Raw genomic sequence first — 23833 nt, forward strand, 5'->3', positions numbered from 1 at the left:
GGTTAATGAGACAATGAAACATCAGTTTAAATTTAATCCTTTAGCAACAGCTATTTTGACACTCTTGTGCGGCGGCTCGATTCAATCCAGTTTCGCGGCACCAGCTGATGCTGTCTCTACGCTTGACAACAAACAGCTCAAAGCAGCCATTCGAAATCAAGGACAGCAAGACCAGGAAAGTTATCCTGGAGAAAGTTTTTTCCAGCAATATTACGTAGACAAATCTGCACCAGAAGCACAATTGCGCGACAACCGCTATTTAAGCTCCTCTTTTTGCCAAGGTACCTGGGTTACGCCGATTAATCCCGAAACCAAGGCAGGCGATGCAAGTACAACTACCTCGGTAATTACAGCGGATTATGGACACTACAATCCAGCGGGCGACTCTGTGCTTCAGGGCAACGTGGTTATCGATCAGGAAGGTCGCACTATTCGTGCCGATCAGGTGACTATTGATTCGACTCAAACGCATGCCAATGCCGAAGGCCGAGTACAACTAGCACAATCTGGCCTGCTCACCCAAAGTGATGCGATTAACTATAATTTGAAGACCCAGACCGGGGATTTAAATAACAGTTTCTATATCTCAGAACAACAACATGCACATGGTCATGCCAGTCAGATCAAACGTGCCAATGAAAATCTGGTGATCTTTAAAGATGCGAGTTATACCGCATGTCCACCAGAACAAAAACCGGCATGGAAGATTCAGGCCAAAGAAATTGAGTTAAATCAGGATACAGGTCGTGGTGTGACCCGTGGTACAAAATTTTACGTAAAAGATGTACCCGTCCTTGCCGTTCCCTATTTCAATTTCCCAATTGATGACCACCGTACCACAGGTTTACTCAGCCCAAACTTTGGCTACAGCAATGATGGTGGTGCTCAGCTCGCTACACCAGTTTATCTCAACCTTGCACCGAATTACGACCTTACGCTTACACCAAGCTTTATGAGCAAACGTGGTGCAAAATTAGATGCCGAATTCCGCTATATGACTGAAAACTTCGGTTCAGGTCGTATTTGGGGTGGTTATATTGCTCAAGATAATCAATATGATGATCAGGATCGTGAAGATCTTCACTTTCTTCATAACTGGAAGATTGATGACCAGTGGTCGACCAATCTTGAATATAACTACGCCTCAGATAAAGATTATTTTGCTGATTTTAATAACAACCCGAATACTCGAACCGATTTGAATTTACGTCGTGCTTGGGAGCTCAATTATGGTAATGGTATTCCAGGTCTTAGAGCACAATTAAAAGTTGAAGACTTTCAGACGCTGGATAAAACGATTGAAGACAAAGACAAGCCGTATGCACGACTGCCTCAATTCTTATTAAATTATGTCACTGGTAATCCACAAGGTCTACAGTATGAATTTAATAATGATACCGCATACTTCAAGAAATCAATTGACGATCATTCTGCACCCGAGTCAAGTGGTACCCGTATCTATAACCAGTTTGCAGTCCGATATAACTACCTGACGCCATCATGGTTCTATGTGATACCAGAAGCTTCTGTTCGCAGTATCAACACATTCTATGATAAAGATGCACAAGCAAGCCAAGGCTCTGACAATCAAGAGAAATCCGTAGTTGTGCCTCAATTTACACTTGCTACGGGCATGACCTTTGAAAAAGACGGCAAGTATTTACAAAGCATTTCACCTCGTGCTTTTTATGCTTACTCGCCTTATAGAAAGCAAGACGATCATCCAAACTTTGATTCGACCTCTGCGTCCATCAATTACGATCAACTATTTAACCCCTACCGTTTCTATGGTCATGACCGCTTAGATGACAACAACTTCTTGTCACTGGGTGTAACTTATAGCCTTTTAGATACCGAAGGCCTTGAACGCATCAAAGCCAGTGTTGGACAAAGCTATTATTTTAGTGATCGTCGTGTCAGCCTAAATGAAAAACCAGATGAGTTTGATACCCAACGCCGTACCGGCCCTATCGTCAGCCTGTCTAGTCAGCTTAACCAGAACTTTACCATTAGCTCTAACTCAGCCTGGATGGAAAATGGAGATAATGCGCAACGCGATTTCCAAGCCTACTATACCGGTGATAAAGGTAATCTATACAACTTAGGCTATTTCTATAGAAAGAAAATTGAAGATCGTCAAAACTCTTATGACCAAGTGGTTGCATCCTTTATACAACCTGTAAAAGACAATTGGCGTATTATGGGTCATGCTCAATACGACATCGACAACAACGTGATGCGCGAATATTTACTTGGCGTAAATTACGAATCTTGTTGTTGGGCTGTGTCAGTCTATGGCCGTTCTTACTATAACGATCTGGATGATCCAAATACTCCAGACGTTCGCAAAAAGAATGCGGTTATGGCTGAATTCACGCTAAAAGGTCTTGGTGCTTTAAACAATAAGCTCGCTTCACTTCTGGAGAATAGAGTTTTAGGTTTCAACAAAATTAATCAATCTTGGACACAACGTTAATGAAGATAAAACCTTTTCAACATATCTTTAGAGCCACTGTTCTCGCTGCCCTAATTTCTTCATCAATGCAAAGCTTTGCTCAACCAACGGATGAGGTTGTGGCAATTGTGGACAATAGTGTCATTCTTAAAAGTGATTTAGAACAAGGTGTTGCTGAGACAGAACATCAATTAAAAGCACAAAACAAAACAGTTCCACCGCAACAATACTTGCAAATGCAGGTTTTAGACCAACTGATTGTCCGCCAAGCCCAGCTTGAACAGGTCAAGCGTTACGGCATTAAAGCTGATGAAAAAACCTTAAATGCTGCAGTGCTGAAAGTTGCCAATCAATCTGGTGCAAACTCACTAGAAGCGTTTCAGCAAAAACTAGACGCTATTGCACCCGGTACTTATGAAAACTTGCGTAACCGTGTTGCGGAAGACCTTGCTATTGGCCGTTTACGTCAACAGCAAGTGATGTCACGCATCAAGATCAGTGATCACGATGTTGAAAACTTCCTGAAATCACCGGAAGGTCAGGCCGCACTCGGTACACAGGTTCACGTGATTCATATGCGTATTTCCGGTGACAATGCCGATGCCGCTCAGCAAGTTGCTCAACAGGTTAAACAATCACTGTCAACCAGTGATGATCCTAAAGCCATCAGCAGCAAACTTTCGACTGCCGCTGTAAAAGTCGATGGTCTTGATATGGGCTTCCGTTCACTGTCAGAAATTCCAACCGAACTGGCAGCGCGCATTACTCCACTTCAAGTGGGACAAACAACTGAACTAATCAATGTTCGTGATGGCATACATGTCTTAAAGTTACTGGAACGCAAACAGAATGACCAAAAAGCACTGGTTCCACAATATCAGACCCGTCACATCCTGATTCAGCCTTCTGAAGTAGTGAGTCTGGATCGTGCCAAGCAAATGATTGATAGTCTCTACAAACGTGCTAAAGCGGGTGATGATTTCGCGACCTTGGCCGCAACTTATTCAAATGATACAGGCTCGGCACGTGATGGCGGTAGCTTAGGCTGGGTTAGTCCTGGTGTGATGGTGCCTGAATTCGAAAAAGTCATGAAAGAGACTCCTGTTGGTCAAGTCAGCCAACCGTTCCAGAGTCAATTCGGCTGGCATATTCTGCAAGTAACCGATACTCGTCAGCAGGATATGACCAAAGAAGTGCAAGAACGTATGGCGCGTCAAATTCTGGGTGAACGTCTGTTTGATACTGAAGTCGATAGCTGGATGCGTGAACTTCGCGCCAATGCTTATGTTGAAATCAAAGATGCCAACCTGGACTCTAAAACTCAGCAAAAAAAGTAAGTTAAACTCAAGTAGAATGCCAGCCATGTGCTGGCATTTTATTTTTCCAAAAACGACATAAAAAAATAGCGGACTAGCCGCTATTTTTTGTGCATTACAAATAAATTATTTGTAACGATCAACCATTTTCTCTAAAGAAATTGGACGAATCTTGTCTGCATGCCCTGCGGTACCAAATGCTTCGTAACGCGCAACACAGATTTCTTTCATTGCTTCAACAGTTTCGCCAAAGAATTTACGTGGATCAAATTCACTTGGTTTTTCTGCCATCATACGACGCATTGCGCCCGTAGAAGCCAAACGTAAATCGGTATCGATGTTAATCTTACGCACACCATGTTTGATCGCTTCAACCAGCTGGTCTACAGGCACACCATAAGTTTCTTTAATATCACCACCGTACTGGTTAATCACAGCTAACCATTCTTGCGGCACAGAGCTTGAACCATGCATTACAAGATGCGTGTTTGGCAATGCAGCATGAATTTCTTTGATACGGTCAATTGCAAGAATATCGCCTGTAGGTGGACGAGTAAACTTATATGCACCGTGTGAAGTACCAACAGCAATTGCCAAAGCATCGACATTGGTATCTGCCACGAACTGGGTTGCTTCTTCAACAGAAGTCAGTAATTGAGAATGATCCAGTACGCCTTCAGCGCCAACACCATCTTCTTCACCCGCCATACCGGTTTCAAGGCTACCCAGGCAACCAATCTCACCTTCAACAGAAACACCGCAAGCATGCGCCATTGCAACCACGCGACGGGTTACATCAACGTTATAATCATAGGTTGTTGGTGTCTTACCATCCGCACCCAATGAACCATCCATCATCACTGAGCTGAAGCCCAACTGGATCGAACGTTGGCAAACATCTGGACTTGTACCATGATCTTGATGCATTACCACTGGAATATGTGGCCACTCTTCAATCGCAGCTAAAATAAGGTGACGTAAGAAAGGTGCACCTGCATATTTACGCGCACCAGCCGAAGCTTGCACGATGACAGGTGAATTTGTTGCATCCGCAGCGAGCATGATTGCACGCATTTGTTCTAAGTTGTTTACGTTAAACGCTGGTACGCCGTAGTTATATTCTGCAGCGTGATCCAAGAGCTGGCGCATTGAGATTAGAGCCATAATATCCTCCCAGGTAATGCGCCATATTCTACATGTTGATTTATTTCAATTCAGCAACTAATCACAGGAATTATAAAAAAATCTTTAGTGTTTTGTGTAATTTGGGTAGCAAATCTTACTAAATAATCAAAAAGACCAAATCACGAAATGATTTGGCCTTTTTTTCGGAAGCAATCGTTAGTCTTAATCAAACATATTAAGCCTTAGCAATAGCCCTCTAAACGCGTTAAAGGCAATTTCTTACCAATTGCTTTTTCAATTTCAGGCAAATAGAAAGCATCATCTTCCGACAAGAAACTAATACTCACGCCTTGTGCACCTGCACGACCTGTACGGCCAATACGGTGAACATAATCATCCGACTGTTCAGGTAAGGTAAAGTTAATCACATGCGAAACACCATCGACATGGATACCACGCCCCGCAACATCGGTCGCGATCATGATATTGTTCTTACCCTGCTTGAATTGATCCAGCATCTTCAGACGCTTATCTTGTGCGATTTCGCCCGATAACATCCCCACACGATAACCATCACGTTTCAAATGATCATACAAACGACGCACCTGATCACGACGGTTAGCAAAGATCATGACTTTATCAATCGGCTCTTCACGCAGGATTTCTTGCAACAGTTTGTATTTATCTTCTTTCGCAACCACATAAACCCGCTGTTCAACATCGGTATTGGTTTTCTGCTCAGGCTCGATTTCAACTGTAACCGGCTCAAACAACCATTGACGGGCAAGATTGAGCACATCATAGCTAAATGTTGCAGAGAACATCAGGGTTTGGCGCTGCTCTTTAAACGGTGAAAAACGAACAATTCTCTTCACTGACGGGATAAAGCCCATATCAAGCAAGCGATCCGCTTCATCAATCACCAAGAATTCAATTTTATCTAACCAGACTTCTTTTTGCTCGACAAAATCAATTAAACGGCCTGGTGTAGCCACAATAATATCGACAAAATTACGGTCCAGCATTTTCTTTTGCTTTTCAAAATCCACACCGCCCAATAACGTGACCAGGTGCAAATTTGAAAATTTGGTTAATGCTTGCGCATCACTTTCGATCTGTAACGCTAACTCACGAGTTGGCGCTAAAATTAACGCACGTGGCTCACCACGAAAACGCTGTTCTTGAACTGGATTATTCAACAGATCATTGATCACGCTAATCAAGAAGGCAGCCGTTTTACCAGTACCCGTTTGTGCCCGACCAATGGCATCATGCCCTGCTAATGTATATTTTAAAACCTTTTGCTGAATTGGGGTCATTTTTGTAAAACCCAAAGCATCAATCGCTTTCTTCAACTGCGGATGTAAATTTAAGGTTTCAAAACCAGTCGTCATATATGCTCTCGAACCATCAATGACCAAAAGAAAGTGGCTATTATAAACAAAAACGCCCCAAATTACATTGGAGCGTTTTTATATTGCGTTAAGGCAACAAATTAGTCTAAAGGCTGAACGTTTTCAGCTTGGAAACCTTTTTGTCCTTGAACAACACTGAATTCTACACGTTGGCCGTCACGTAAAGAACGGTGGCCATCGCCCATAATTGCGCGGAAATGAACGAATACGTCATCACCACCATTACGCTGAATAAAACCAAAGCCTTTAGTGTCGTTAAACCACTTTACTACGCCTTGTTCACGAGCTGTCATAAGTCAATCCTCAGATATTGAAAGATAAGGACCTTCCGGTGTTGCAAACAGCAGAGCCAACAAGGTTTTAAAATATTTATAATTTTAAAGCTTGTAATCATTCTGTAAAACTATCAACAATTTCCGGTTACATCCATTTGTTATAGGGTTTATTACATTAATTGTGTATTAAACTCTTCCTAAAACGCATCGAGCTTATCACGGGTTTATGACAATTAATAGAATTATTTTTAGTTATTTCCATCTGTTCTATCTGTTTTTTTCAATAATTTAGCTGTTTTTTTAATGGAATTTTTATCATAAAAATTACGCAGAAATTTGTTAAGATAATTTTGAATGAAGTGATTTAATTGAATATGACCGACACAATCAACACCCCGGAAATCATTGATGCATTAGGACAGCCCTGTCCTATGCCCTTGCTGATGTTAAAACGCGCTTTAAAAAAAGCGGGCCATTCCAAACAGTTTTTGTTGAAATCATCTGATCCACATAGTGAAATTGATGTAACACGATATTGCCAAATTCAGCAACTTCAATGCCAGACACAAAAAATTTCAGAGCATGAATTTCACTATTTAATTGAATCTATGTGATTCTTTGCTAAACTCTTGGTAAAGATAAAATAGTTTACTTTACATTTCTATACTCAAATTTCCTTAGTGATGAAGAGCATTCGCATTAAGATGAAATTGTTGACTTAAATACCATCCTATAAGGAGAATCCATGACTACTGACAGCAGCAATCAATTGATGCCCCTGTCATTGTCTGCGCCAGGTGTAAACCTTGGTGCATATATCAGTACTGTCAATCAAATTCCAATTTTAACGGCCGAGCAGGAAAAAGAACTTGCTGAGCGTTACTATTATGACCAAGACCTTGATGCTGCCAAACTTTTGGTAATGTCACACCTCCGCTTTGTCGTACATATCGCACGTAGTTACGCAGGTTACGGATTGCCACAAGGCGATCTCATCCAAGAAGGTAACCTCGGACTCATGAAAGCAGTGAAACGTTTCGATCCTAATATGGGGGTTCGTTTAGTTTCTTTTGCCGTGCACTGGATCAAAGCTGAAATTCACGAATATGTGATCCGTAACTGGCGTATTGTCAAGATTGCGACCACCAAGGCACAACGTAAACTGTTCTTTAACTTGCGTAGCCTCAAGAAATCGAGCAAGCGATTGACTTTGGAAGAAGCCAAATCGATTGCCAATGATTTGAATGTTACACCTGAACAGGTGTTAGAAATGGAAGGTCGTTTAACTGCCTATGATGCTGCGTTTGAAGCTCAAGGCGATGATGATGACGATACCCCGCATACTGCACCAGCATTGTATCTCGAAGATAATCGTTACGACCCTGCACGTCTGATTGAGGAAGAAGATTACGAAGAGCAAAGCACTTCTGCCTTGCATGAAGCAATGGATCAGCTGGATGATCGCTCACGTAATATTTTACAGCGCCGCTGGTTAGATGATGACAAATCCACTTTGCACGAACTGGCTGCTGAATATAACGTTTCTGCTGAACGTATTCGCCAGCTAGAAAAAAATGCAATGGAAAAAATCAAGACCGCCATGTCTGCGAGTTAAGATTAATTCAAACACAAGGGCTTTCATGCCCTTTTGTTTTATCTGGCTTTGTTTAAACACCCGAATATGTTAACTTTGTTCATCAAGTTTCTAGTTCCATTCTCATTATGTGGATAGCAATCTCGGCGCTTAATCTTGCGCTTGCAGTGATGTTAGGCGCTTTCGGTGCCCATGGCCTCAAATCTTTTGCCACACCAGAACAACTGGCTTGGTGGAATACAGCAACCCAGTACTTTTTCTATCATGCGATTGGATTACTGGTTTTAGGTGTCCTACATAAAACCACTGCAACATTCCCTATAAAAATTCCTTATATTTTGATCCAAATTGGCATCATCTTTTTCTGTGGTTCGTTGTACATTATGGCGCTTGGTCTGCCTAGAATCTTAGGTGCCATCACCCCGATTGGCGGTGCATTTATGATCGCGGGCTGGATCATGCTCGCATGGCAAGCGATCAAGCATGCGAAATAAGGATTTATCATGCATATATATTTAAACGGCGAGTCAACAGACACGTCTTGTGAAAATCTGCAGCAACTCATTCAAAGTCTGGCGCTTGAAGGCAAACGTTTTGCTGTAGAAAAGAACCAACAGATTATTCCGAAAAGTAGACTTGAGCAGACATTGATTGCTCCTGAAGATCGTATTGAAATTATTCAAGCTGTTGGTGGCGGCTAATTGGCTAAAAATGGAGTAAGCCCATGCAAGATTCCCCTTTAATTATCGGTTCTCGTACTTTTCAATCACGTTTATTGGTTGGAACTGGTAAATATAAAGATTTAAATGAAACCGACTTAGCCATTCAAGCAAGTGGTGCAGAAATTGTCACCGTTGCGATTCGTCGTGTGAATATCGGACAACATGCTGATCAGCCGAATCTGCTTTCAGTGATTCCACCAGAGAAATACACCATTCTGCCGAATACTGCTGGCTGTTTTGATGCGGATAGCGCGATTCGTACCTGTATGCTGGCTCGTGAGCTACTTGATGGTCACAATCTGGTAAAGCTGGAAGTTCTCGGTGATGAAAAAACCTTATACCCGAATGTGACAGCAACACTGAAAGCAGCGCAAACCTTGATTGATGATGGTTTTGAAATCATGGTCTATACCTCGGATGACCCGATTGTTGCGCAAGAACTTGAAAGCATGGGTTGTGTTGCGATCATGCCTTTGGGCAGTTTGATTGGTTCAGGTCTCGGTATTTTGAATCCACATACCATTTCCATCATCAAAGAAAATGCCAAAGTTCCTGTGTTGGTGGATGCTGGTGTGGGTACAGCCAGTGACGCTGCCATTGCAATGGAACTCGGTTGCGACGGCGTACTGATGAACACGGCGATTGCTGCGGCTCAAAATCCAATTTTGATGGCTTCTGCCATGAAAAAAGCCGTTGAAGCAGGTCGTGAAGCGTTTTTAGCGGGTCGTATGCCGCGTAAGCGTATGGCCAATGCCAGCTCGCCTGAAACGGGTTATTTCTTTAAGTAATTTGTTTAACGAAGGGATAAATATTATTCCTTCGTTACTTTTCTTCTATGTACTACACTAGTATCACCAAGTTTTTTCATCTTAACGCTAGTGAAGTTAGCACATTAGCTAAAATTTATTACCAAACAAATATTAAATTCTTTCTTCTTATTCAATGCTGATACCCAAGAGTATAAAATGAAGTTAAATATAAAAAAAATTCTAATATTTTTAGTGTTCGCAATTTGCTTAGCATTTTTTTCTACGTATATGACAAATAGGGATTTCAAGAAAAATGAGAAACATATTGCCCAAATATTCCAACAAGATACTGAATTACATAAAAAATATGGAACAATAGAAAATTATAGACTAAGAAAATCTGGCTGGTATTCTGGAGATAGTCAAGAACATACCCCATATTATTACTATCATTTCTATATAAAAGGAAATCTAAAAGATGGAGTGATTGAATTAAAAATCTACGAAAACCAAGAAAAATATGAAATAAAATATATTCAATAAAATCTCAGATTAGATATATCCTTAACTTTAATTATTTATTCAGAATATCATTCTCAAATTCCTTCTCGCCCTTTGCTCAAAATTCTGTTGAAAATATTCGGTTTGATACAACGGTTCCGCTTGATAAAAATGTGCGAGAACTTCTTTTCGTTTAATGGAATAAATTTCTGATTCCACCCAAGCATATTCTTGCTGAATCTGTTGCTCATACTCCTCGAAACGTTCTGGTGAAGCCGCTAAAATCGCCAAATCGATATCTAATAAAAACTGCAAATCCAATTCGTTCGTCGATTCATGCTTTTGCGTCGCAATAATCCAGCGCTTGATCTTTTCAACAATCTCAACAGATAGGTCCTGAGCCATATACTTTTCAAACAGCTCAGCACTTTTCATTTCATTATCTTTTGCTTGCGGATCATAGATTGCATCATGAAACCAGAGAGATAACTCAACTGAATAAGCATCTTTTAAGTCAGATCGAATCGATTCAAGCAAGGTCAAACATTCATACAAATGCTGAAGCGTATGATAAGCCCGCTGCTTTTCACTATAGGCAGCAATCAACTTGTTAAAAATTTTCTGCGGTTCAAAGAAATGATAATGCCGATGCAGCTCAAACCATGATTTTTCTAATAAGCTTAAATATTGCTGCATTGCTCATCCTCATTGAATTGCTTTATTCAGCCACTTTGCCAAGGATTCAGCATCTTTACGCTCCAGAAAAAGCTGGTACAAGGTACAGGAACCAAACTCATGTTTCAGTTCCTGTTGACGGACAGGATGATTACCAAACCGGAACCGTCGAGTGCCATCCGTATCTAAAGGCAATGCATACACCCCATAACTCCGAGGTTCTGTCAGATGCCCTTTGATTCGGACTTGATCAGACGATATCGCGTGTTTTAATAAATGTTGTTTGGTTAACATCCCACCCTGCCCAAGGCAAATCTAAGCTGCGTGCTGTTCATCTCGCTTAAAGACCAATTCTTTATCCGATGAGCTTTCAGCATCAAAGTAATACCCTTCACTATCAAATGCTTTTAATTGTTCTACTTGGCTTAATTTATTTGCAATCAAGTATCTCGCCATCAGCCCACGCGCTTTTTTCGCATAGAAACTAATGACTTTGTATTTTCCGTTTTTCTGATCCAAGAATACAGGCTTGATGATTTCTGCCTGAATTTTCTTTTCATTCACAGATTTATAATATTCGTCAGAAGCCAAATTTACCAACACTTTTGCATCAATTTCAGCTAAATCCCGGTTAATTTGATCGGTGATCATACTGCCCCAGAATTCATAAAGATTATGACCACGTGTATTTTTCAATTTAGTGCCCATTTCCAAGCGGTACGGCATCATCAAATCCAATGGACGTAATAAACCATAAAGACCAGACAACATACGCAAATGTTGTTGAGCAAAATCAATATCCTGATCGTTTAAGTGATAAGCATCTAAACCGGTATACACATCGCCTTTAAATGCAAACAAGGCTTGACGTGCATTGGAAAAATCAAAATCTGCATTCCAGTCACGAAAACGTTCTACATTCAAGGTGGCGATTTTCTCGCTCACGGTCATTAACGATGCGATTTCACTCGCAGAAAGCTTGCGACATACATCAATCAACTGCTGTGATTGTTCTAATAAACGTGGCTGAGTAAATGTATCCGTAGGTAAAGCCGTTGTGTAATCAAGTGTTTTCGCTGGAGAAATTAAAGCAAGCATAATCAATCAAAAAATAAATTTAACTTGATGAAACTATAACAGTTGATAATTTTTAATGCCAATTCGTGTTTTCATTCTTCATTATCGGTAAAATAGTGGATTCTTCCATTATCCATTGCGTATCTTATGTCTGAGCAATTATTCATCCAGGGTCCTGTTGGTCAAATTGAAATGTTTGTCGATCAACCTCAAGGTGAAGTCACAGGTTTTGCTGTGGTCTGCCATCCACATCCCTTGCAAGGTGGAACACCAAATCATAAAGTCCCTGTACTGCTGGCTCAGATTTTTAATGAAATGGGCTGTGTCGTATATCGCCCTAGCTTCCGTGGTTTAGCTGGCAGTGAAGGCACCCATGATCAGGGACATGGCGAAACGGATGACATTATGGCGGTAATTGAATATGCACGTGCAAAACATGCAGGTTTAACCTTCTATGCAGGTGGTTTCAGCTTCGGTTCTCACGTATTGGCAAAATGCCAAGCCCAACTCAGCGAAGAATTACGTCCCAAACAACTGGTGTTATGTGGCTTACCTACAGGTTCGGTCGTCGATTTACGTCATTACAAGACCCCGGCTATTGACGGCGATATCCTGTTTGTTCATGGCGAGCAAGATGATATTACCCTGCTCTCAGATATGATCGCGTGGGCAAAACCACAAAAACATCCGATCACGATTCTGCCAGGCGCCAACCATTTCTTTACAGGTTATCTAAAACAATTGCGTCAGGTCATTGCCCGTTTTTTAAAACTGTAGACTTAACAACAAATTACTAAGAAAAATATACGTGTTTTGAATCCAATGTCTGTTATATCAGTAGAGATGTACAGACGTTGGGTTCTTTAATAATGAAATTCAATAAAAAACAGGGACTTTTTTTAAAGCAAACCATTGATCAATGGCAGCAACAAGGCACGATTACGCCCGATGTGGCCAATAAGTTAAAGCATAGCTTTTCGATTCGTCCATTTGACTGGGAACGAATGGCAAAATACTCATTCTGGATTGCAATGATTTGTACCGTGATTGCCATCGCTGCAATGACTGCCGATCAGTTCTTGATGGAGCTGATTGAAAAAATCTTTATCGATTCCAAGATTATCCCATGTCTGATTTTTGCTGTGGTGGCGGCCGGCTTTTATGGCTTTGCCTATCGTCGACGTAGAACCAAACCTCAGCATCAATTTAGCAATGAAGCGATTATTTTCGCAGGCGTACTGTCTACCGCAGCCTCCGTCGCCTATTTCGGACAAGCGATTGATACAGGCAGTGGTCATTTTTCTTTGTTATTTCTACTCTCCACTCTTATTTATGCAGCACTTGCGTTCTGGTTCCCCTCAAAACTGATCTGGGTATTCTCGCTGCTTGCGCTCGGTTCTTGGTTTGGGACGGAAACTGGCTATATGTCAGGTTGGGGTGCCTATTACCTCGGTATGAACTTCCCGTTACGCTTTGTCTTTTTTGGCGGTGCCCTGATTGGTTTAAGCCTGCTATTTAAACGCTATGCATATTTTAGAGACTTCGCCCATCCAACTTATGTCATGGGACTGCTTTATCTGTTTATTGCCTTATGGATTCTCTCGATTTTTGGCAATTATGGTGACTTGAGTAGCTGGTATAACGTTAAACAATACGAGTTACTACATTGGGGCGTTTTATTTGCCTTTATTGCCATCATCGCGATTGTTTATGGTTTAAAACAAGATGATGCCACCTCACGCGGTTTTGGTATCACTTTCCTATTTATTAATCTCTACACCAAGTACTTTGAGTTCTTCTGGAATGGCATGCACAAAGCCATTTTCTTTATCTTGCTCGCTGCATCTTTCTGGTGGATTGGCCGACATGCCGAAAAACTTTGGAACTTAGAGTTTCTACCCAACCAATCCAAAATAAAGAAAGATCATCCAGCTGAATGATTACTGAAAATCACGCCAACTCAAGCCAAACCGGGCCAAATACTTTTTGACCCGGTCGCTGTCATTGGTGGTGTTACGTTGCTGGCGTGAAGCAGCAAACAGTTGGCGTCCAGCATCTGCCATCGATTTGGCATGTTCACAGACTTGTAGCACGCCACGCAGCTGAATCTGATCAAATTCATCAATCTCGCTCAACTGGGTTTGATCTAAATATTTGAGGAGAATATCGATATCTTTAGATTGGTTTTGTGTGGTTTGAATCGACCACAGTTGCTTTAAACGTTGAATCTCTTTTTCTACCACCTCCAAACGGATCAACTCACCACTGGATAATGTCGCTAATCGGGTCACACTGGCGGTTAAATCCCGGAAATTCCCCTGCCAGGATGCTTCTTTAGACTTGGCAAATTTCAAATACACATCAAGTGCATCACGTTGAAAACGCAATTGACGTTGATGATTCGCTGCAAAACGCTGCAACTCAAACTCAATATTCGGGGCAATATCTTCAATTCGATCTTTAAGATTCGGTAAAAAGAAAGTCCAGGTATTCAATCGTGCCCATAAATCCTCACGGAAATGCCCTGCTTGCACTTCGGCTCTTAGATCTTTATTTGTCCCTGCAATCAGTTGAAAATCGGCCTGAACCTCTTTATCACTTCCAACAGGAAAGAAGGATTTATCTTCGAGTGCCTTAAGCAACATTGCTTGCTCATCTAACCCAAGCTCACCAATTTCATCCAGAAATAAAATACCCTGATCAGCACTTTTTAATAAACCTGTTCGCGAAGCCGCTGCACCAGTAAAAGCCCCCTTGATATGCCCAAACAAACTCGACATGGCACTATCGCCACGTAACGTTGCACAGTTCACATCAATAAAACGCCCACTCAAATGAAACTTGTCTTTCTTTAACTGAAAGATTTGCTTGGCTAAATGCGATTTACCTACACCTGTGGCACCCATAATCAAAATCGGTGCACTCGAACGTGTCGCCACCAACTCAACCTCGGTGATCAATTGATTAAATTCGTGGTTATAGGTTGAAATATTAGCTTTCAATTGTTGCCAGTTTTGTTGCTGTTCATCTTCAAACCGTTGCTTGAGCACATCATAACGTGACAAGTCCAGATCGATGACGCGGTATTCACCTTCTGGCGTTTTTTGTTGATTGGGTGCACTTTGAATCAGCTTGGCAGGTAGGTAATTGGCATCGACCAATAGATACCAACAGATTTGCGCAACATGAGTACCTGTGGTGATATGCAAAAGATAGTTATTATTTTCCGTATCAAAGGGATAACTTTTCACAAAATCATACAGCGCACCATAGACCTCGGCAAAATCCCAAGGATCACGAATACTGACACGCTGGCCTGAGACAGTGGTCGATGGCGATAGCTGTTGAGCATCTTCAGCAATAAATTTAACTAGATTATGGTGTTGTCGATCATGCAACAGTACCAGTTCATCCACCATCAGATCTTCATGCATCAGAAGGCTCAAGGTTGGACGCCAGCGTTGCCAGCGGTCAGGACGCTTTCCCTGATCTAAAGTAGAGCCGACAAAGCCAATCACGACAGTTTTCTTTGCATTCAGCATAATTTCTATAATATTTTATATATGACTATCATATACAATACGCATTTCAATGAAAAATTCCAACAATATGCTTCATTTTACTTTTTTAGGCACCTCTTCTGGTGTACCCACACTCACACGCAACGTCTCTGGCCTAGCTATCCGTAACAGCAAGAATAAAGACTGGATACTGATTGATGCTGGTGAAGGTACACAGCATCGTATTCAACAGGCCAAACTTTCATTGCAAAGCCTAGTTGCCATCTGTATTACCCATGTGCACGGCGATCATTGTTATGGATTGGTTGGCTTATTGGCCAGTGCAGGTATGAATGCACGCACTGCGCCTTTAACCATTATTGCGCCCAAAGAAATTCAACAATGGATTGAAGTTACGGCCCAATTAACGGATTTACATTTGCCCTATCCACTCAAATTTATCGATGTGAATGAAGCAACTCAGATTCTATCGTTAACCGATGAACTCTCGATTCAAGCTCATCCACTGAGTCACCGCGTACCCAGTTTTGCATTTAGTATTATTGCGCAATACACCCAAAAGAAACTAGATACACAGGCTTTAGTTCAACTCGGCGTACCCAAAGGTAAAGCTTGGGGAGACTTACAACACGGTCAAGATATTCAGTTTAATCAACAAACGTTGAAAGCAACTGATTTCACTCAAATCCAGACGCAACGTATACATGCCATCGTGGGTGGGGACAATGATCGTCCTGAGCTATTGGAAAAAGCCTGCCAAGATGTCCAACTCCTTATTCATGAAAGCACCTATACTCAAGCTGTTTTAGATAAAGTGGGATCAGGCCCCATGCATAGTTCCGCAAAGAGCGTTGCTAAATTTGCTCAACAGCAAGGGCTAAGTAATCTGATCTTGACGCACTTTAGTGCACGCCATCAGGACGATGCCGGGCAACAAGCAATTGCTGAAGAAGTTAGAAAGTTCTATCAAGGCAACTTTTACTTAGCTCATGATTTTGATCAATTTAGCTTAGATGAGACAGGACAACTTACAAAAATTGAAAAAAATTAATAAATTTGCAGTATGTGAGGAACCAGATAAAACCTATAACAACTCCTATATCTTTTAAGATACTTTTATATCTTAATAAATATAAAAAATTTAATAAAACCGAGTCTTAATTGCATCTCAAAAAATATTTAAAAATTTTATTTTAATTATTTATCAATAACTTACCAATTATAAAAATTAAATTTAAAAAAGTTGGCACAGTCACTGCAATAGTATAAGCACACAACATCATTGGGATCTTGTGAATATCACCTGCCTACAAACGCTTGGCAGGCAGGCTTTGAAAGGAAAATGAAAATGTCTGTCGTTGAACAAATCAACCAACAAGCTCAATTTGAACAAGAACAGCAACAACGTGCTTATCAAGTTTTAAAAAATGAAACGAGTATGCCGGTAAAGATGTGGACCAATGGTGTGCTTGTTGATGACAACTCCAAACAACAATTACTACAAACCGCACAAATGCCGTTTATTTATAAATGGATGGCCGTAATGCCCGACGTTCATTTTGGTTTAGGCGCAACCATCGGAAGCGTGATTCCAACCAAAGGGGCGATTATCCCTGCTGCCGTCGGTGTTGATATCGGCTGCGGAATGATGGCCACCCGTACCAGCTTAACCGCGTCAGATTTGCCCGATAATTTACATGCATTACGGACTGAACTGGAACGCTTAATCCCGCATGGAATGACTAAAGGGCGTGGACGAGATCGTGGTTCATGGGAAAATCCTCCTGAAGTGGTAGATCAGGCCTGGGCTGATTTAGTGGCAGACTTTGAATTGATCTGTGCCAAGCACCCTCGCCTAAAAAACACCAATAACCGTAAGCAGTTGGGGACATTAGGAACAGGAAATCACTTTGTCGAAGTCTGTTTAGATGAACATGACCATGTCTGGATTATGTTGCACTCAGGTTCTCGCGGTGTTGGTAATGCCATCGGTAATCATTTTATCGAACTGGCGCGTAAAGATATGCAAAAGCATTTTATTAACTTACCTAACAAAGATTTGGCATATTTAGTCGAAGGTACTGAGCATTTTGATGATTATTGGTTTGCTGTCGGTTGGGCACAACGCTTCGCCATGAAAAACCGTGAAATTATGATGCAATCTGCGATTAAAGCCTTAGCAACGATTATTCCAAAACCGTTCCAAGCACGCTTGGAAGCCGTGAATTGTCATCATAACTATGTGGAAAAGGAACAGCATTATGGCGAAGAAGTGATGGTAACGCGTAAAGGCGCTGTACGCGCACGTTTGGGAGAATATGGAATTATTCCAGGGTCAATGGGAGCCAAGTCTTTTATTGTTCGTGGGCTTGGAAATCAGGAATCGTTCTGTTCATGTTCGCATGGTGCAGGTCGTGTCATGAGCCGTGCTGAAGCAAAACGTCGCTTTACCGTAGAAGATCATATTGCGCAGACTGACGGTGTGGAATGCCGCAAAGATGCAGCCGTGATTGATGAAATTCCGTCGGCTTATAAACCGATTGAAGATGTGATGAAAGCACAGCAGGATTTGGTTGAAGTGGTGTATACATTAAGACAAGTGGTCTGTGTTAAGGGGTAATTTATAAATTTTATAACTCATTAAACAAATCTCAGGAAAAATAAAATGATGAATATATGTATTGAAGCTGTGGATTTAATATTAGATGCTATTTATTCTATTGGAGAGAGAGATGAACTATTAGCTCAATTTACTATTCGTGAGCCTAATGCCCCTATTTGGAGCCATGAAATAGGTACAGAAATTTATATCCGAAATCAGCAAGATTACTTAAAAGCCTTAATTTTTATCAAACAGAATGGTGCTTCATATTTAAGAAAACTACCGACTTTTGAGGTAAGAAATAAGGTTATTAATTTTCTAACCAAAAACTTTTGGTTTATTCGAGAGGGAGAGTTCTCTCGTAATCCAAATATTTCTTACAAAATGCAAATTCCTGTTGAAGCCAAGTTAAATTTAGCAAATGCTCTACTAAATTCTTCACTTTTCAAAGAAGAGCTTAATACGTTTTTGTATCCATTTAACTCAATTCATCTAGAAAATGATTTGATGTTTAATAATTTTTTTATCATTAATAGTCAAAATCTTAGCCTACAACATATGAATATTGATGTCCGCTATTCAAATGAATTTGATTTCCTATATTACCCTAGTATTAGGAACGAGAATCATAACAGAAAACGAATATCAACTTGGATTGGAATTAAAGCTCCCACAGAAGAAATTTCAAGAAGAAATTTATATTCTGTACTTGGTGCTATTTCTTTATTTGAAGAATCTAGAAACAGGTACTGTTTCAATAGTGGATGTGAAGATTCAGGTTGTTCATATTTTTCTCATCAGAGTTCTTATACGTACAAAGAAACTCAGGACTTAACTCCAAGTCTCTATTTCAAATTAAAAGTTAAAAATGAATTAGCAATCCAATTGGGATATCTATCTAGTCTTTTGGAATCAAATGATAAGACATCACAAAGAAGTATTTCAGCTTTAACTAGTTTTTATAAAAGTTGGTTTGAAAAAGATGCTGAACAATATCGCACCTTTTGTTCTTGTATAGAGGCATTAATTGAAGATACCCGATCTAAAAGTTCTCAGAAATTTAGAGATTTATCCACCTCCTACATATCTAAATTCTCTGAAACCCAACTAAAAGATCTATTAAAAATTCGCGGCAATATAGTACATGGAAAAGCGCCTCATCTATATGATAGTGAAAATTACGATTTCTATGTCGAAAGATATTTATCTGAACCTAGAAGTGACCTTTTAGAAATTGTTGAGAAAGTTCTTAAAAAACATATTTTCCAAATTCAAGGATAAAAAATGAAACTCGCAGAAGCATTGTTACTTCGAAGCGATCAACAAAAAAAGCTCGCTTCATTAAAACAGCGGATCAACGCCAATGTACTGGTACAAGATGGTGATGAACCGAGCGAAGATCCAAATGAACTGATCAAACACGTATTTGCTTTAACCCAAGAAAGCAATCAGTTGATTTGTCGTATTCATTTGACCAATGCGCAAGCAAAGCTGGAAGATGGCAAAATTCTGCTGTCCCTATTAAGCTTGCGTGATAGTTATGCTGAACAGCATAAGATTCTGGTTGAGGCGATTGCCAATACCCATCGTGAGCCTGATCGTTATAGCTCACGTGAGATCAAATGGAAGAAGGTTATCCCTGTTTCTAGCTTGCAAAAACAAGCCGATGATATCAGCGCGAAACTACGCGATTTAAATATCAAGATTCAGGCTGCCAATTGGCAAATTGATTTAGTCGAATAGACAACAAATTTTGTGAATTTAGTTCACAAGCACAGTTTGGGCATACTGGGCGAGTACAAGATCCTGCGTTATTCCGATCTGAGGGATTGAAAATAATTCAGGCGGCTATGGCAGCATGTGAGCCGTGCATCAATCTTCACTGATTAGGCTCAGCACCATGTACCTAGCAAAACTTTGCCGAAGGCAAAGTCACACGTTACTTCGCATTACCATGTACTGACAGTATGTTCATTAAATTACAAAATAAGGAAAATAGAAGTGAATAAAGCTTTGGCGAATATGCCAGCAGCCATCCAGATTGATGGTTCACAAGGTGAAGGTGGAGGACAGATTTTAAGAACGGCCCTCGCCCTTTCGATGATTACAGGTCAAGCATTTGAATTAATCAACATTCGTGCTGGGCGTAAAAAACCAGGCTTAATGCGTCAGCATCTGGTCTGTGTACAGGCATCTCAACACATCAGCCAAGCCTATGTGGAAGGTGCTGAACTGCATAGCCAGCGTTTGTACTTTGCACCACAGCATGTACAAAGTGGAAAATACCAATTTCAGATTGGTTCGGCAGGAAGTACGACACTGGTTTTACAAACGCTCTTACCGGCTTTGTTATTACAGAATGAAGCGAGTGAATTGACTATTTCTGGTGGCACTCACAACCCGCTTGCGCCAACGGCAGATTTTATCGAGCAGTGTTTTTTACCGGCATTAGAAAAACTTGGAATAGCGGTCGAGTTTAAGTTAAATAAAGCAGGCTTTTTCCCAATTGGTGCTGGTGAAATTCAAATCAAGATTCAACCTTGGCAACATCGAAACAAGTTAAATTTATTAGATCGTGGTACTTTGCAAACGACAAAGGCTTTTGCGGCAGTACTCAACCTTTCAGAAGAAGCACAAATCGCACAACGGGAACTGGCAACGTTAAATAAAAGACTAAAACTGGATACACAACAGCAGTTTCATTTAAACGGCATTAGCCAAGGTAATACGGTGTATGTCAAAGTTGAACATCAGCATCACATCCAGCTATTTACGGCTTTAGGTGAAATGCGCAAAAGTGCAGAACAGATTGCCAATTATTTGGCGGAACAGGTGAAGCAATATCTGGAATCTAATGCTTCAGTCGATGAGTATTTAGCGGATCAGTTGTTATTACCTTTAGCATTGGGACAAGGGGGTGAATTTACCGCACAATGCATTAGCGAACACACCCGTACTCAGGCCATAATGATTGAAAAATTTATTGATTGTGAAATTGAGTTTATCAAACTCGACCAAAACCTGTTTCAGGTCAAAGTAAACGTAGAATAGTGAATATTAAATATGAAAGAACATACTCAAATAAGCAAATTTTTAAGCCTGATATTACGACATAAGCCTGAACAAATTGGGCTTCAACTTGATCAAGAAGGTTGGGCAAAAATTGCTGAGCTTATTGAAGCTGCACAACAACACAATGTTCCTCTAGATGAAGCATTACTCCAAGTCATCGTAGAACAAAATGATAAAAAACGCTTCCAAATCTCAGAAGATGGTTTGATGATCAGGGCTGTGCAAGGCCACTCAACAAATAAGGTACAGCGGCAAATGATTGCGCTTGAGCCACCACAATATTTATATCATGGCACAGCGAGTCGATTTATAGATTCAATTCAGACGCAAGGCCTAATCGCTGGACAGCGCCATTATGTGCATCTAAGTGAAAATAAAGAAATGGCTTTGAATGTAGGCCAACGCTATGGTAAGCCTGTGCTATGTTTGATTAACACACTACAAATGTATAAAGATGGCTTTGAGTTTCATCAGGCAGAAAATGGTGTTTGGCTAACAATACATGTACCAACACAATATTTATCATTGATTGATCAGACCAAGACAGGATCATTGGTCTGATCTAATTACAACATTAAATTAAGCTACACTCTCCAAAGCCGTCACCAACAACTTCCAGCATTTCTCTACCGTATCCACTTTAACCCGTTCACCAGGTGCATGCGCACCCTGAATATCCGGGCCAAAAGATACCATCTGCAAATCAGGATAATGCTCTGCAATAATGCCGCATTCTAAACCTGCATGAATCACTTTCAAGTTTGGCTCAATCTTAAATGCGCTCTGATAAGCTTGTTGTAGACATTTCAATGCAGCTGAATCTGGATTCGGTGTCCAACCTGAGACTAAGGGCGTTAAATCTGACTGAATTTCAAAGCTGGCAAAATGCTGTTGAATATTATGTGCGAATGTCACTGCTTCTTGGTTCACCATCGAACGAACCATAATCAAAGTTTTGGCCTCATCTTTGGTCAGTTTGACCACACCAATATTATTCGAGGTTTCAACCACATCGGGTAAAGCACTACTCCACTGTGCAATACCATATGGACATGTTGCCAATGCCTGCAACCAAGCTTGTTGCTGCTGCAATGAAATAACTTCATTGATCTGGTTGGCATTTTGCTGTGCGGTGATTTGCAACTGCTCATCAATGCCTTGCAGTTTCTGCTGCCATTCAGCTTGTATTGCTGCAACTGCTTGTTCTAAGTCAGCCAGTTGTTCAGTTTCAATTGCAATCGTCGCCACTGCTTCACGCGGGATAGCATTACGCGCTGTTCCACCGACAAATTCAACCAATCGACCATTGGATTGTGCCAAATACTCATTGAGGAAATGGGCTAAAATCACATTGGCATTACCACGCCCCAGATGAATATCAACACCAGAGTGTCCACCTTTTAGTCCTGACACTAGCACATCTACATAAATTAAATTAGCGGGTGCTGTTTCATATTCAAGTGGCTGTCCTACTTCTAGGTCAATACTCCCAGCACAGCCAAGATAGAGTTCGCCCCATTCCTCTGTATCGATATTAAATAACCATTGTCCAGTTAAAACGCCTGTCTCAAGTAAACGGGCACCGCTCATTCCCGCCTCTTCATCAATAGTAAGTAGAACTTCAATCGGACCATGCGCAATATCATTTGATTCTAATACTGCTAACGCCAGTGCAACTCCAATGCCATTATCGGCACCCAATGTGGTATTTTCAGCAATCAGCCAGCCATCTTTTAATACAGGTCGAATGGGGTCTTTGAAGAAATCATGCTGGGTGCCGCGATTTGCCTGAGTCACCATATCTAAATGGCCTTGCAAAATCACACCTGCAACGTGCTCTTTATGTGCTGTAGCAGCTTTTCGAATAATTAGATTACCAATGTCATCCACATAGGTTTGCAAGTTGCGCTGTTCCGCCCAATCTTTTAGATGTTGTCTAAGTTGTTGTTCATGTTTGGAAGGTCGAGGAATCGTACATAAGGTCTCAAAATGTTGCCAGACTACTTGCGGAGATAATTTAGAAAAATCGACCTGTATCATGCACCTATACTCTCAAATAAAGCGTTTAAATCAAGATACACCATACACCTAAACGGCGATGATGTTAAATCACTTCATTTAAGATTGTATTCGTAAAACTGTCTTAGCTTTTCCACACAAACTGGGAAAAGCTATGTTCTGCTTTTAAGCTATTTTCCACGGCTTGAGCCAATTGACGAATAATACTTTGGGTCTCAATACGCTCAAACCAAGCTTGTTCTTGCTGTGGATTGGCTGAGATTTCACAAAGAATATGTCCTTCGGTATCCTGTTGCGAACATAAAATCGAAAGTGGCAATTGATGATTGTCGATACATACTTCAATTTTTTCATGTTCATGACGAATATGCTGTGCATCGAAGCCATATTGTTCTAATTGTTTATACAACAATGCCGCCACGTATTCTTGCGTGATATAGCACTCATTCGGTGGATGATCGACCACTCCATGTTTTGGGCAATCTGCGATAAATTGCAAGGTTTTCATGCTATTCCCTCTATTTTTATATTTTAGCGCTGTACCACAACCCAAATCCAACGCATATACTCTGAATTATTATATATACAATTGTCTATAAACGATTAGCTGATTGTCTTAGTTGTATTGTTAAATTGATAAATTTCGACCCGATTAGATATGTACATCAGCAAAGTCATCATTTTAAGTATTTAAACGCTGAGTGAAGGCATTTAA

General features: G+C 40.7%; 25 protein-coding genes. 16 read left to right on the forward strand and 9 right to left on the reverse strand.

Features of this window, described 5'->3' with window-relative positions; all coding sequences use genetic code 11:
• Positions 1-13: 13 nt before the first annotated feature.
• Positions 14-2476: an LPS-assembly protein LptD gene (locus tag ACINWC323_RS07655; RefSeq protein ID WP_009512684.1), complete on the forward strand. Its 2463-nt coding sequence runs from the start codon at positions 14-16 to the stop codon at positions 2474-2476.
• On the forward strand, positions 2476-3792 hold the full coding sequence (locus tag ACINWC323_RS07650) for a peptidylprolyl isomerase (RefSeq protein ID WP_032881549.1): 1317 nt from the start codon (positions 2476-2478) through the stop codon (positions 3790-3792). Before ACINWC323_RS07655 ends, ACINWC323_RS07650 begins: the two co-directional genes overlap by 1 nt.
• A 105-nt stretch (positions 3793-3897) precedes the next feature.
• Here the strand turns inward: ACINWC323_RS07650 and fba are convergent, their stop codons facing one another.
• The 3 genes from fba to ACINWC323_RS07635 all read right to left on the reverse strand — a co-directional run bounded on the left by fba (position 3898) and on the right by ACINWC323_RS07635 (position 6604).
• On the reverse strand, positions 3898-4935 hold the full coding sequence (gene fba / locus ACINWC323_RS07645) for a class II fructose-bisphosphate aldolase (RefSeq protein WP_005230849.1): 1038 nt from the start codon (positions 4933-4935) through the stop codon (positions 3898-3900).
• Positions 4936-5138: 203 nt separating this feature from the next.
• Positions 5139-6290 (reverse strand): ATP-dependent RNA helicase RhlB, encoded by a 1152-nt coding sequence (gene rhlB, locus ACINWC323_RS07640; RefSeq protein ID WP_009512828.1) that lies wholly within the window; start codon positions 6288-6290, stop codon positions 5139-5141.
• A gap of 101 nt (positions 6291-6391) precedes the next feature.
• A complete protein-coding gene (locus ACINWC323_RS07635; protein ID WP_004653893.1) occupies positions 6392-6604 on the reverse strand; it encodes a cold-shock protein in 213 nt (70 codons plus the stop codon).
• Between the two features lie 356 nt (positions 6605-6960).
• Between ACINWC323_RS07635 and ACINWC323_RS0119120 the strand changes: the two genes are divergently transcribed.
• The 6 genes from ACINWC323_RS0119120 (at position 6961) to ACINWC323_RS0119125 (ending at position 10194) form a co-directional block, all read left to right on the forward strand.
• Entirely contained in the window at positions 6961-7200 is a 240-nt protein-coding gene (locus ACINWC323_RS0119120; RefSeq protein WP_032881550.1) for a sulfurtransferase TusA family protein, read from the forward strand.
• Between the two features lie 131 nt (positions 7201-7331).
• On the forward strand, positions 7332-8201 hold the full coding sequence (rpoH, locus tag ACINWC323_RS07630; RefSeq protein ID WP_005230860.1) for an RNA polymerase sigma factor RpoH: 870 nt from the start codon (positions 7332-7334) through the stop codon (positions 8199-8201).
• Between the two features lie 107 nt (positions 8202-8308).
• Complete coding sequence (locus ACINWC323_RS07625; RefSeq protein ID WP_032869392.1) at positions 8309-8674, forward strand: DUF423 domain-containing protein; 366 nt, start codon at positions 8309-8311, stop codon at positions 8672-8674.
• Between the two features lie 9 nt (positions 8675-8683).
• Positions 8684-8881 carry a sulfur carrier protein ThiS gene (gene thiS / locus ACINWC323_RS07620; RefSeq protein ID WP_004639327.1) on the forward strand — a complete coding sequence of 66 codons (198 nt, stop codon included), beginning with the start codon at positions 8684-8686 and terminating at the stop codon, positions 8879-8881.
• Positions 8882-8904: 23 nt separating this feature from the next.
• The gene (locus tag ACINWC323_RS07615; RefSeq protein ID WP_004639328.1) at positions 8905-9690 is read left to right on the forward strand and encodes a thiazole synthase; all 786 of its coding nucleotides are present in this window, start codon (positions 8905-8907) and stop codon (positions 9688-9690) included.
• A 177-nt stretch (positions 9691-9867) separates the two neighbouring features.
• Positions 9868-10194 carry a hypothetical protein gene (locus ACINWC323_RS0119125; RefSeq protein WP_032881551.1) on the forward strand — a complete coding sequence of 109 codons (327 nt, stop codon included), beginning with the start codon at positions 9868-9870 and terminating at the stop codon, positions 10192-10194.
• A gap of 39 nt (positions 10195-10233) precedes the next feature.
• Here ACINWC323_RS0119125 and ACINWC323_RS07610 read toward each other — a convergent pair whose 3' ends face one another.
• From ACINWC323_RS07610 to yaaA, 3 genes are read right to left on the reverse strand one after another with little or no spacing between them, the layout of a single operon-like run.
• Positions 10234-10848, reverse strand: coding sequence for an HD domain-containing protein (locus ACINWC323_RS07610; RefSeq protein WP_009512506.1), 615 nt, complete (start codon positions 10846-10848; stop codon positions 10234-10236).
• A gap of 9 nt (positions 10849-10857) precedes the next feature.
• Positions 10858-11121, reverse strand: a complete 264-nt coding sequence (locus tag ACINWC323_RS0119130; protein WP_032881552.1) for a hypothetical protein — start codon at positions 11119-11121, stop codon at positions 10858-10860.
• A 21-nt stretch (positions 11122-11142) separates the two neighbouring features.
• On the reverse strand, positions 11143-11925 hold the full coding sequence (yaaA, locus tag ACINWC323_RS07605) for a peroxide stress protein YaaA (protein WP_009512832.1): 783 nt from the start codon (positions 11923-11925) through the stop codon (positions 11143-11145).
• 126 nt (positions 11926-12051) lie between these two features.
• On the opposite strand from yaaA, the gene ACINWC323_RS07600 reads away from it, so the two are divergent.
• Both ACINWC323_RS07600 and ACINWC323_RS07595 read left to right on the forward strand, forming a co-directional pair.
• The gene (locus ACINWC323_RS07600; protein ID WP_005230875.1) at positions 12052-12681 is read left to right on the forward strand and encodes an alpha/beta hydrolase; all 630 of its coding nucleotides are present in this window, start codon (positions 12052-12054) and stop codon (positions 12679-12681) included.
• Positions 12682-12773: 92 nt separating this feature from the next.
• Complete coding sequence (locus tag ACINWC323_RS07595) at positions 12774-13844, forward strand: DUF2157 domain-containing protein (protein WP_009512557.1); 1071 nt, start codon at positions 12774-12776, stop codon at positions 13842-13844.
• Here ACINWC323_RS07595 and rtcR read toward each other — a convergent pair whose 3' ends face one another.
• Positions 13845-15446: an RNA repair transcriptional activator RtcR gene (gene rtcR, locus ACINWC323_RS07590; protein WP_009512744.1), complete on the reverse strand. Its 1602-nt coding sequence runs from the start codon at positions 15444-15446 to the stop codon at positions 13845-13847.
• A 67-nt stretch (positions 15447-15513) separates the two neighbouring features.
• Between rtcR and ACINWC323_RS07585 the strand changes: the two genes are divergently transcribed.
• The 6 genes from ACINWC323_RS07585 to ACINWC323_RS07560 all read left to right on the forward strand — a co-directional run bounded on the left by ACINWC323_RS07585 (position 15514) and on the right by ACINWC323_RS07560 (position 21660).
• Entirely contained in the window at positions 15514-16476 is a 963-nt protein-coding gene (locus ACINWC323_RS07585; RefSeq protein WP_009512827.1) for a ribonuclease Z, read from the forward strand.
• A 297-nt stretch (positions 16477-16773) separates the two neighbouring features.
• Positions 16774-18045 carry an RtcB family protein gene (locus ACINWC323_RS07580; RefSeq protein ID WP_009512601.1) on the forward strand — a complete coding sequence of 424 codons (1272 nt, stop codon included), beginning with the start codon at positions 16774-16776 and terminating at the stop codon, positions 18043-18045.
• A 45-nt stretch (positions 18046-18090) separates the two neighbouring features.
• A complete protein-coding gene (locus ACINWC323_RS07575; protein WP_009512718.1) occupies positions 18091-19308 on the forward strand; it encodes a hypothetical protein in 1218 nt (405 codons plus the stop codon).
• A 3-nt stretch (positions 19309-19311) separates the two neighbouring features.
• Positions 19312-19770, forward strand: a complete 459-nt coding sequence (locus ACINWC323_RS07570; RefSeq protein WP_009512576.1) for a DIP1984 family protein — start codon at positions 19312-19314, stop codon at positions 19768-19770.
• A 258-nt stretch (positions 19771-20028) separates the two neighbouring features.
• Positions 20029-21078 carry an RNA 3'-terminal phosphate cyclase gene (rtcA, locus tag ACINWC323_RS07565; protein ID WP_009512909.1) on the forward strand — a complete coding sequence of 350 codons (1050 nt, stop codon included), beginning with the start codon at positions 20029-20031 and terminating at the stop codon, positions 21076-21078.
• 12 nt (positions 21079-21090) lie between these two features.
• Positions 21091-21660 carry an RNA 2'-phosphotransferase gene (locus ACINWC323_RS07560; RefSeq protein ID WP_009512836.1) on the forward strand — a complete coding sequence of 190 codons (570 nt, stop codon included), beginning with the start codon at positions 21091-21093 and terminating at the stop codon, positions 21658-21660.
• Between the two features lie 18 nt (positions 21661-21678).
• Here the strand turns inward: ACINWC323_RS07560 and ACINWC323_RS07555 are convergent, their stop codons facing one another.
• Positions 21679-23139: an aminoacyl-histidine dipeptidase gene (locus tag ACINWC323_RS07555; RefSeq protein WP_009512742.1), complete on the reverse strand. Its 1461-nt coding sequence runs from the start codon at positions 23137-23139 to the stop codon at positions 21679-21681.
• Positions 23140-23242: 103 nt separating this feature from the next.
• Complete coding sequence (locus ACINWC323_RS07550; protein ID WP_005286345.1) at positions 23243-23626, reverse strand: hypothetical protein; 384 nt, start codon at positions 23624-23626, stop codon at positions 23243-23245.
• Positions 23627-23833: the final 207 nt, after the last annotated feature.

This window comes from Acinetobacter sp. WC-323, from assembly GCF_000314615.1.
GTDB lineage: Bacteria > Pseudomonadota > Gammaproteobacteria > Pseudomonadales > Moraxellaceae > Acinetobacter > Acinetobacter courvalinii.

Bases quoted from the DNA above. Each gene is read 5' to 3' on its own strand.
- ACINWC323_RS0119130 (WP_032881552.1), bottom strand. From the start codon at position 11,121: ATGTTAACCAAACAACATTTATTAAAACACGCGATATCGTCTGATCAA.
- rhlB (WP_009512828.1), bottom strand. From the start codon at position 6,290: ATGACGACTGGTTTTGAAACCTTAAATTTACATCCGCAGTTGAAGAAA.
- ACINWC323_RS07610 (WP_009512506.1), bottom strand. From the start codon at position 10,848: ATGCAGCAATATTTAAGCTTATTAGAAAAATCATGGTTTGAGCTGCAT.
- ACINWC323_RS07595 (WP_009512557.1), top strand. From the start codon at position 12,774: ATGAAATTCAATAAAAAACAGGGACTTTTTTTAAAGCAAACCATTGAT.
- ACINWC323_RS07625 (WP_032869392.1), top strand. From the start codon at position 8,309: ATGTGGATAGCAATCTCGGCGCTTAATCTTGCGCTTGCAGTGATGTTA.
- ACINWC323_RS07585 (WP_009512827.1), top strand. From the start codon at position 15,514: ATGCTTCATTTTACTTTTTTAGGCACCTCTTCTGGTGTACCCACACTC.
- thiS (WP_004639327.1), top strand. From the start codon at position 8,684: ATGCATATATATTTAAACGGCGAGTCAACAGACACGTCTTGTGAAAAT.
- ACINWC323_RS07615 (WP_004639328.1), top strand. From the start codon at position 8,905: ATGCAAGATTCCCCTTTAATTATCGGTTCTCGTACTTTTCAATCACGT.
- ACINWC323_RS07580 (WP_009512601.1), top strand. From the start codon at position 16,774: ATGTCTGTCGTTGAACAAATCAACCAACAAGCTCAATTTGAACAAGAA.
- rpoH (WP_005230860.1), top strand. From the start codon at position 7,332: ATGACTACTGACAGCAGCAATCAATTGATGCCCCTGTCATTGTCTGCG.
- rtcR (WP_009512744.1), bottom strand. From the start codon at position 15,446: ATGCTGAATGCAAAGAAAACTGTCGTGATTGGCTTTGTCGGCTCTACT.
- ACINWC323_RS07560 (WP_009512836.1), top strand. From the start codon at position 21,091: ATGAAAGAACATACTCAAATAAGCAAATTTTTAAGCCTGATATTACGA.
- ACINWC323_RS0119125 (WP_032881551.1), top strand. From the start codon at position 9,868: ATGAAGTTAAATATAAAAAAAATTCTAATATTTTTAGTGTTCGCAATT.
- ACINWC323_RS07655 (WP_009512684.1), top strand. From the start codon at position 14: ATGAAACATCAGTTTAAATTTAATCCTTTAGCAACAGCTATTTTGACA.
- yaaA (WP_009512832.1), bottom strand. From the start codon at position 11,925: ATGCTTGCTTTAATTTCTCCAGCGAAAACACTTGATTACACAACGGCT.
- ACINWC323_RS07650 (WP_032881549.1), top strand. From the start codon at position 2,476: ATGAAGATAAAACCTTTTCAACATATCTTTAGAGCCACTGTTCTCGCT.
- ACINWC323_RS0119120 (WP_032881550.1), top strand. From the start codon at position 6,961: ATGACCGACACAATCAACACCCCGGAAATCATTGATGCATTAGGACAG.
- fba (WP_005230849.1), bottom strand. From the start codon at position 4,935: ATGGCTCTAATCTCAATGCGCCAGCTCTTGGATCACGCTGCAGAATAT.
- ACINWC323_RS07555 (WP_009512742.1), bottom strand. From the start codon at position 23,139: ATGATACAGGTCGATTTTTCTAAATTATCTCCGCAAGTAGTCTGGCAA.
- ACINWC323_RS07575 (WP_009512718.1), top strand. From the start codon at position 18,091: ATGATGAATATATGTATTGAAGCTGTGGATTTAATATTAGATGCTATT.
- ACINWC323_RS07570 (WP_009512576.1), top strand. From the start codon at position 19,312: ATGAAACTCGCAGAAGCATTGTTACTTCGAAGCGATCAACAAAAAAAG.
- ACINWC323_RS07600 (WP_005230875.1), top strand. From the start codon at position 12,052: ATGTCTGAGCAATTATTCATCCAGGGTCCTGTTGGTCAAATTGAAATG.
- ACINWC323_RS07635 (WP_004653893.1), bottom strand. From the start codon at position 6,604: ATGACAGCTCGTGAACAAGGCGTAGTAAAGTGGTTTAACGACACTAAA.
- ACINWC323_RS07550 (WP_005286345.1), bottom strand. From the start codon at position 23,626: ATGAAAACCTTGCAATTTATCGCAGATTGCCCAAAACATGGAGTGGTC.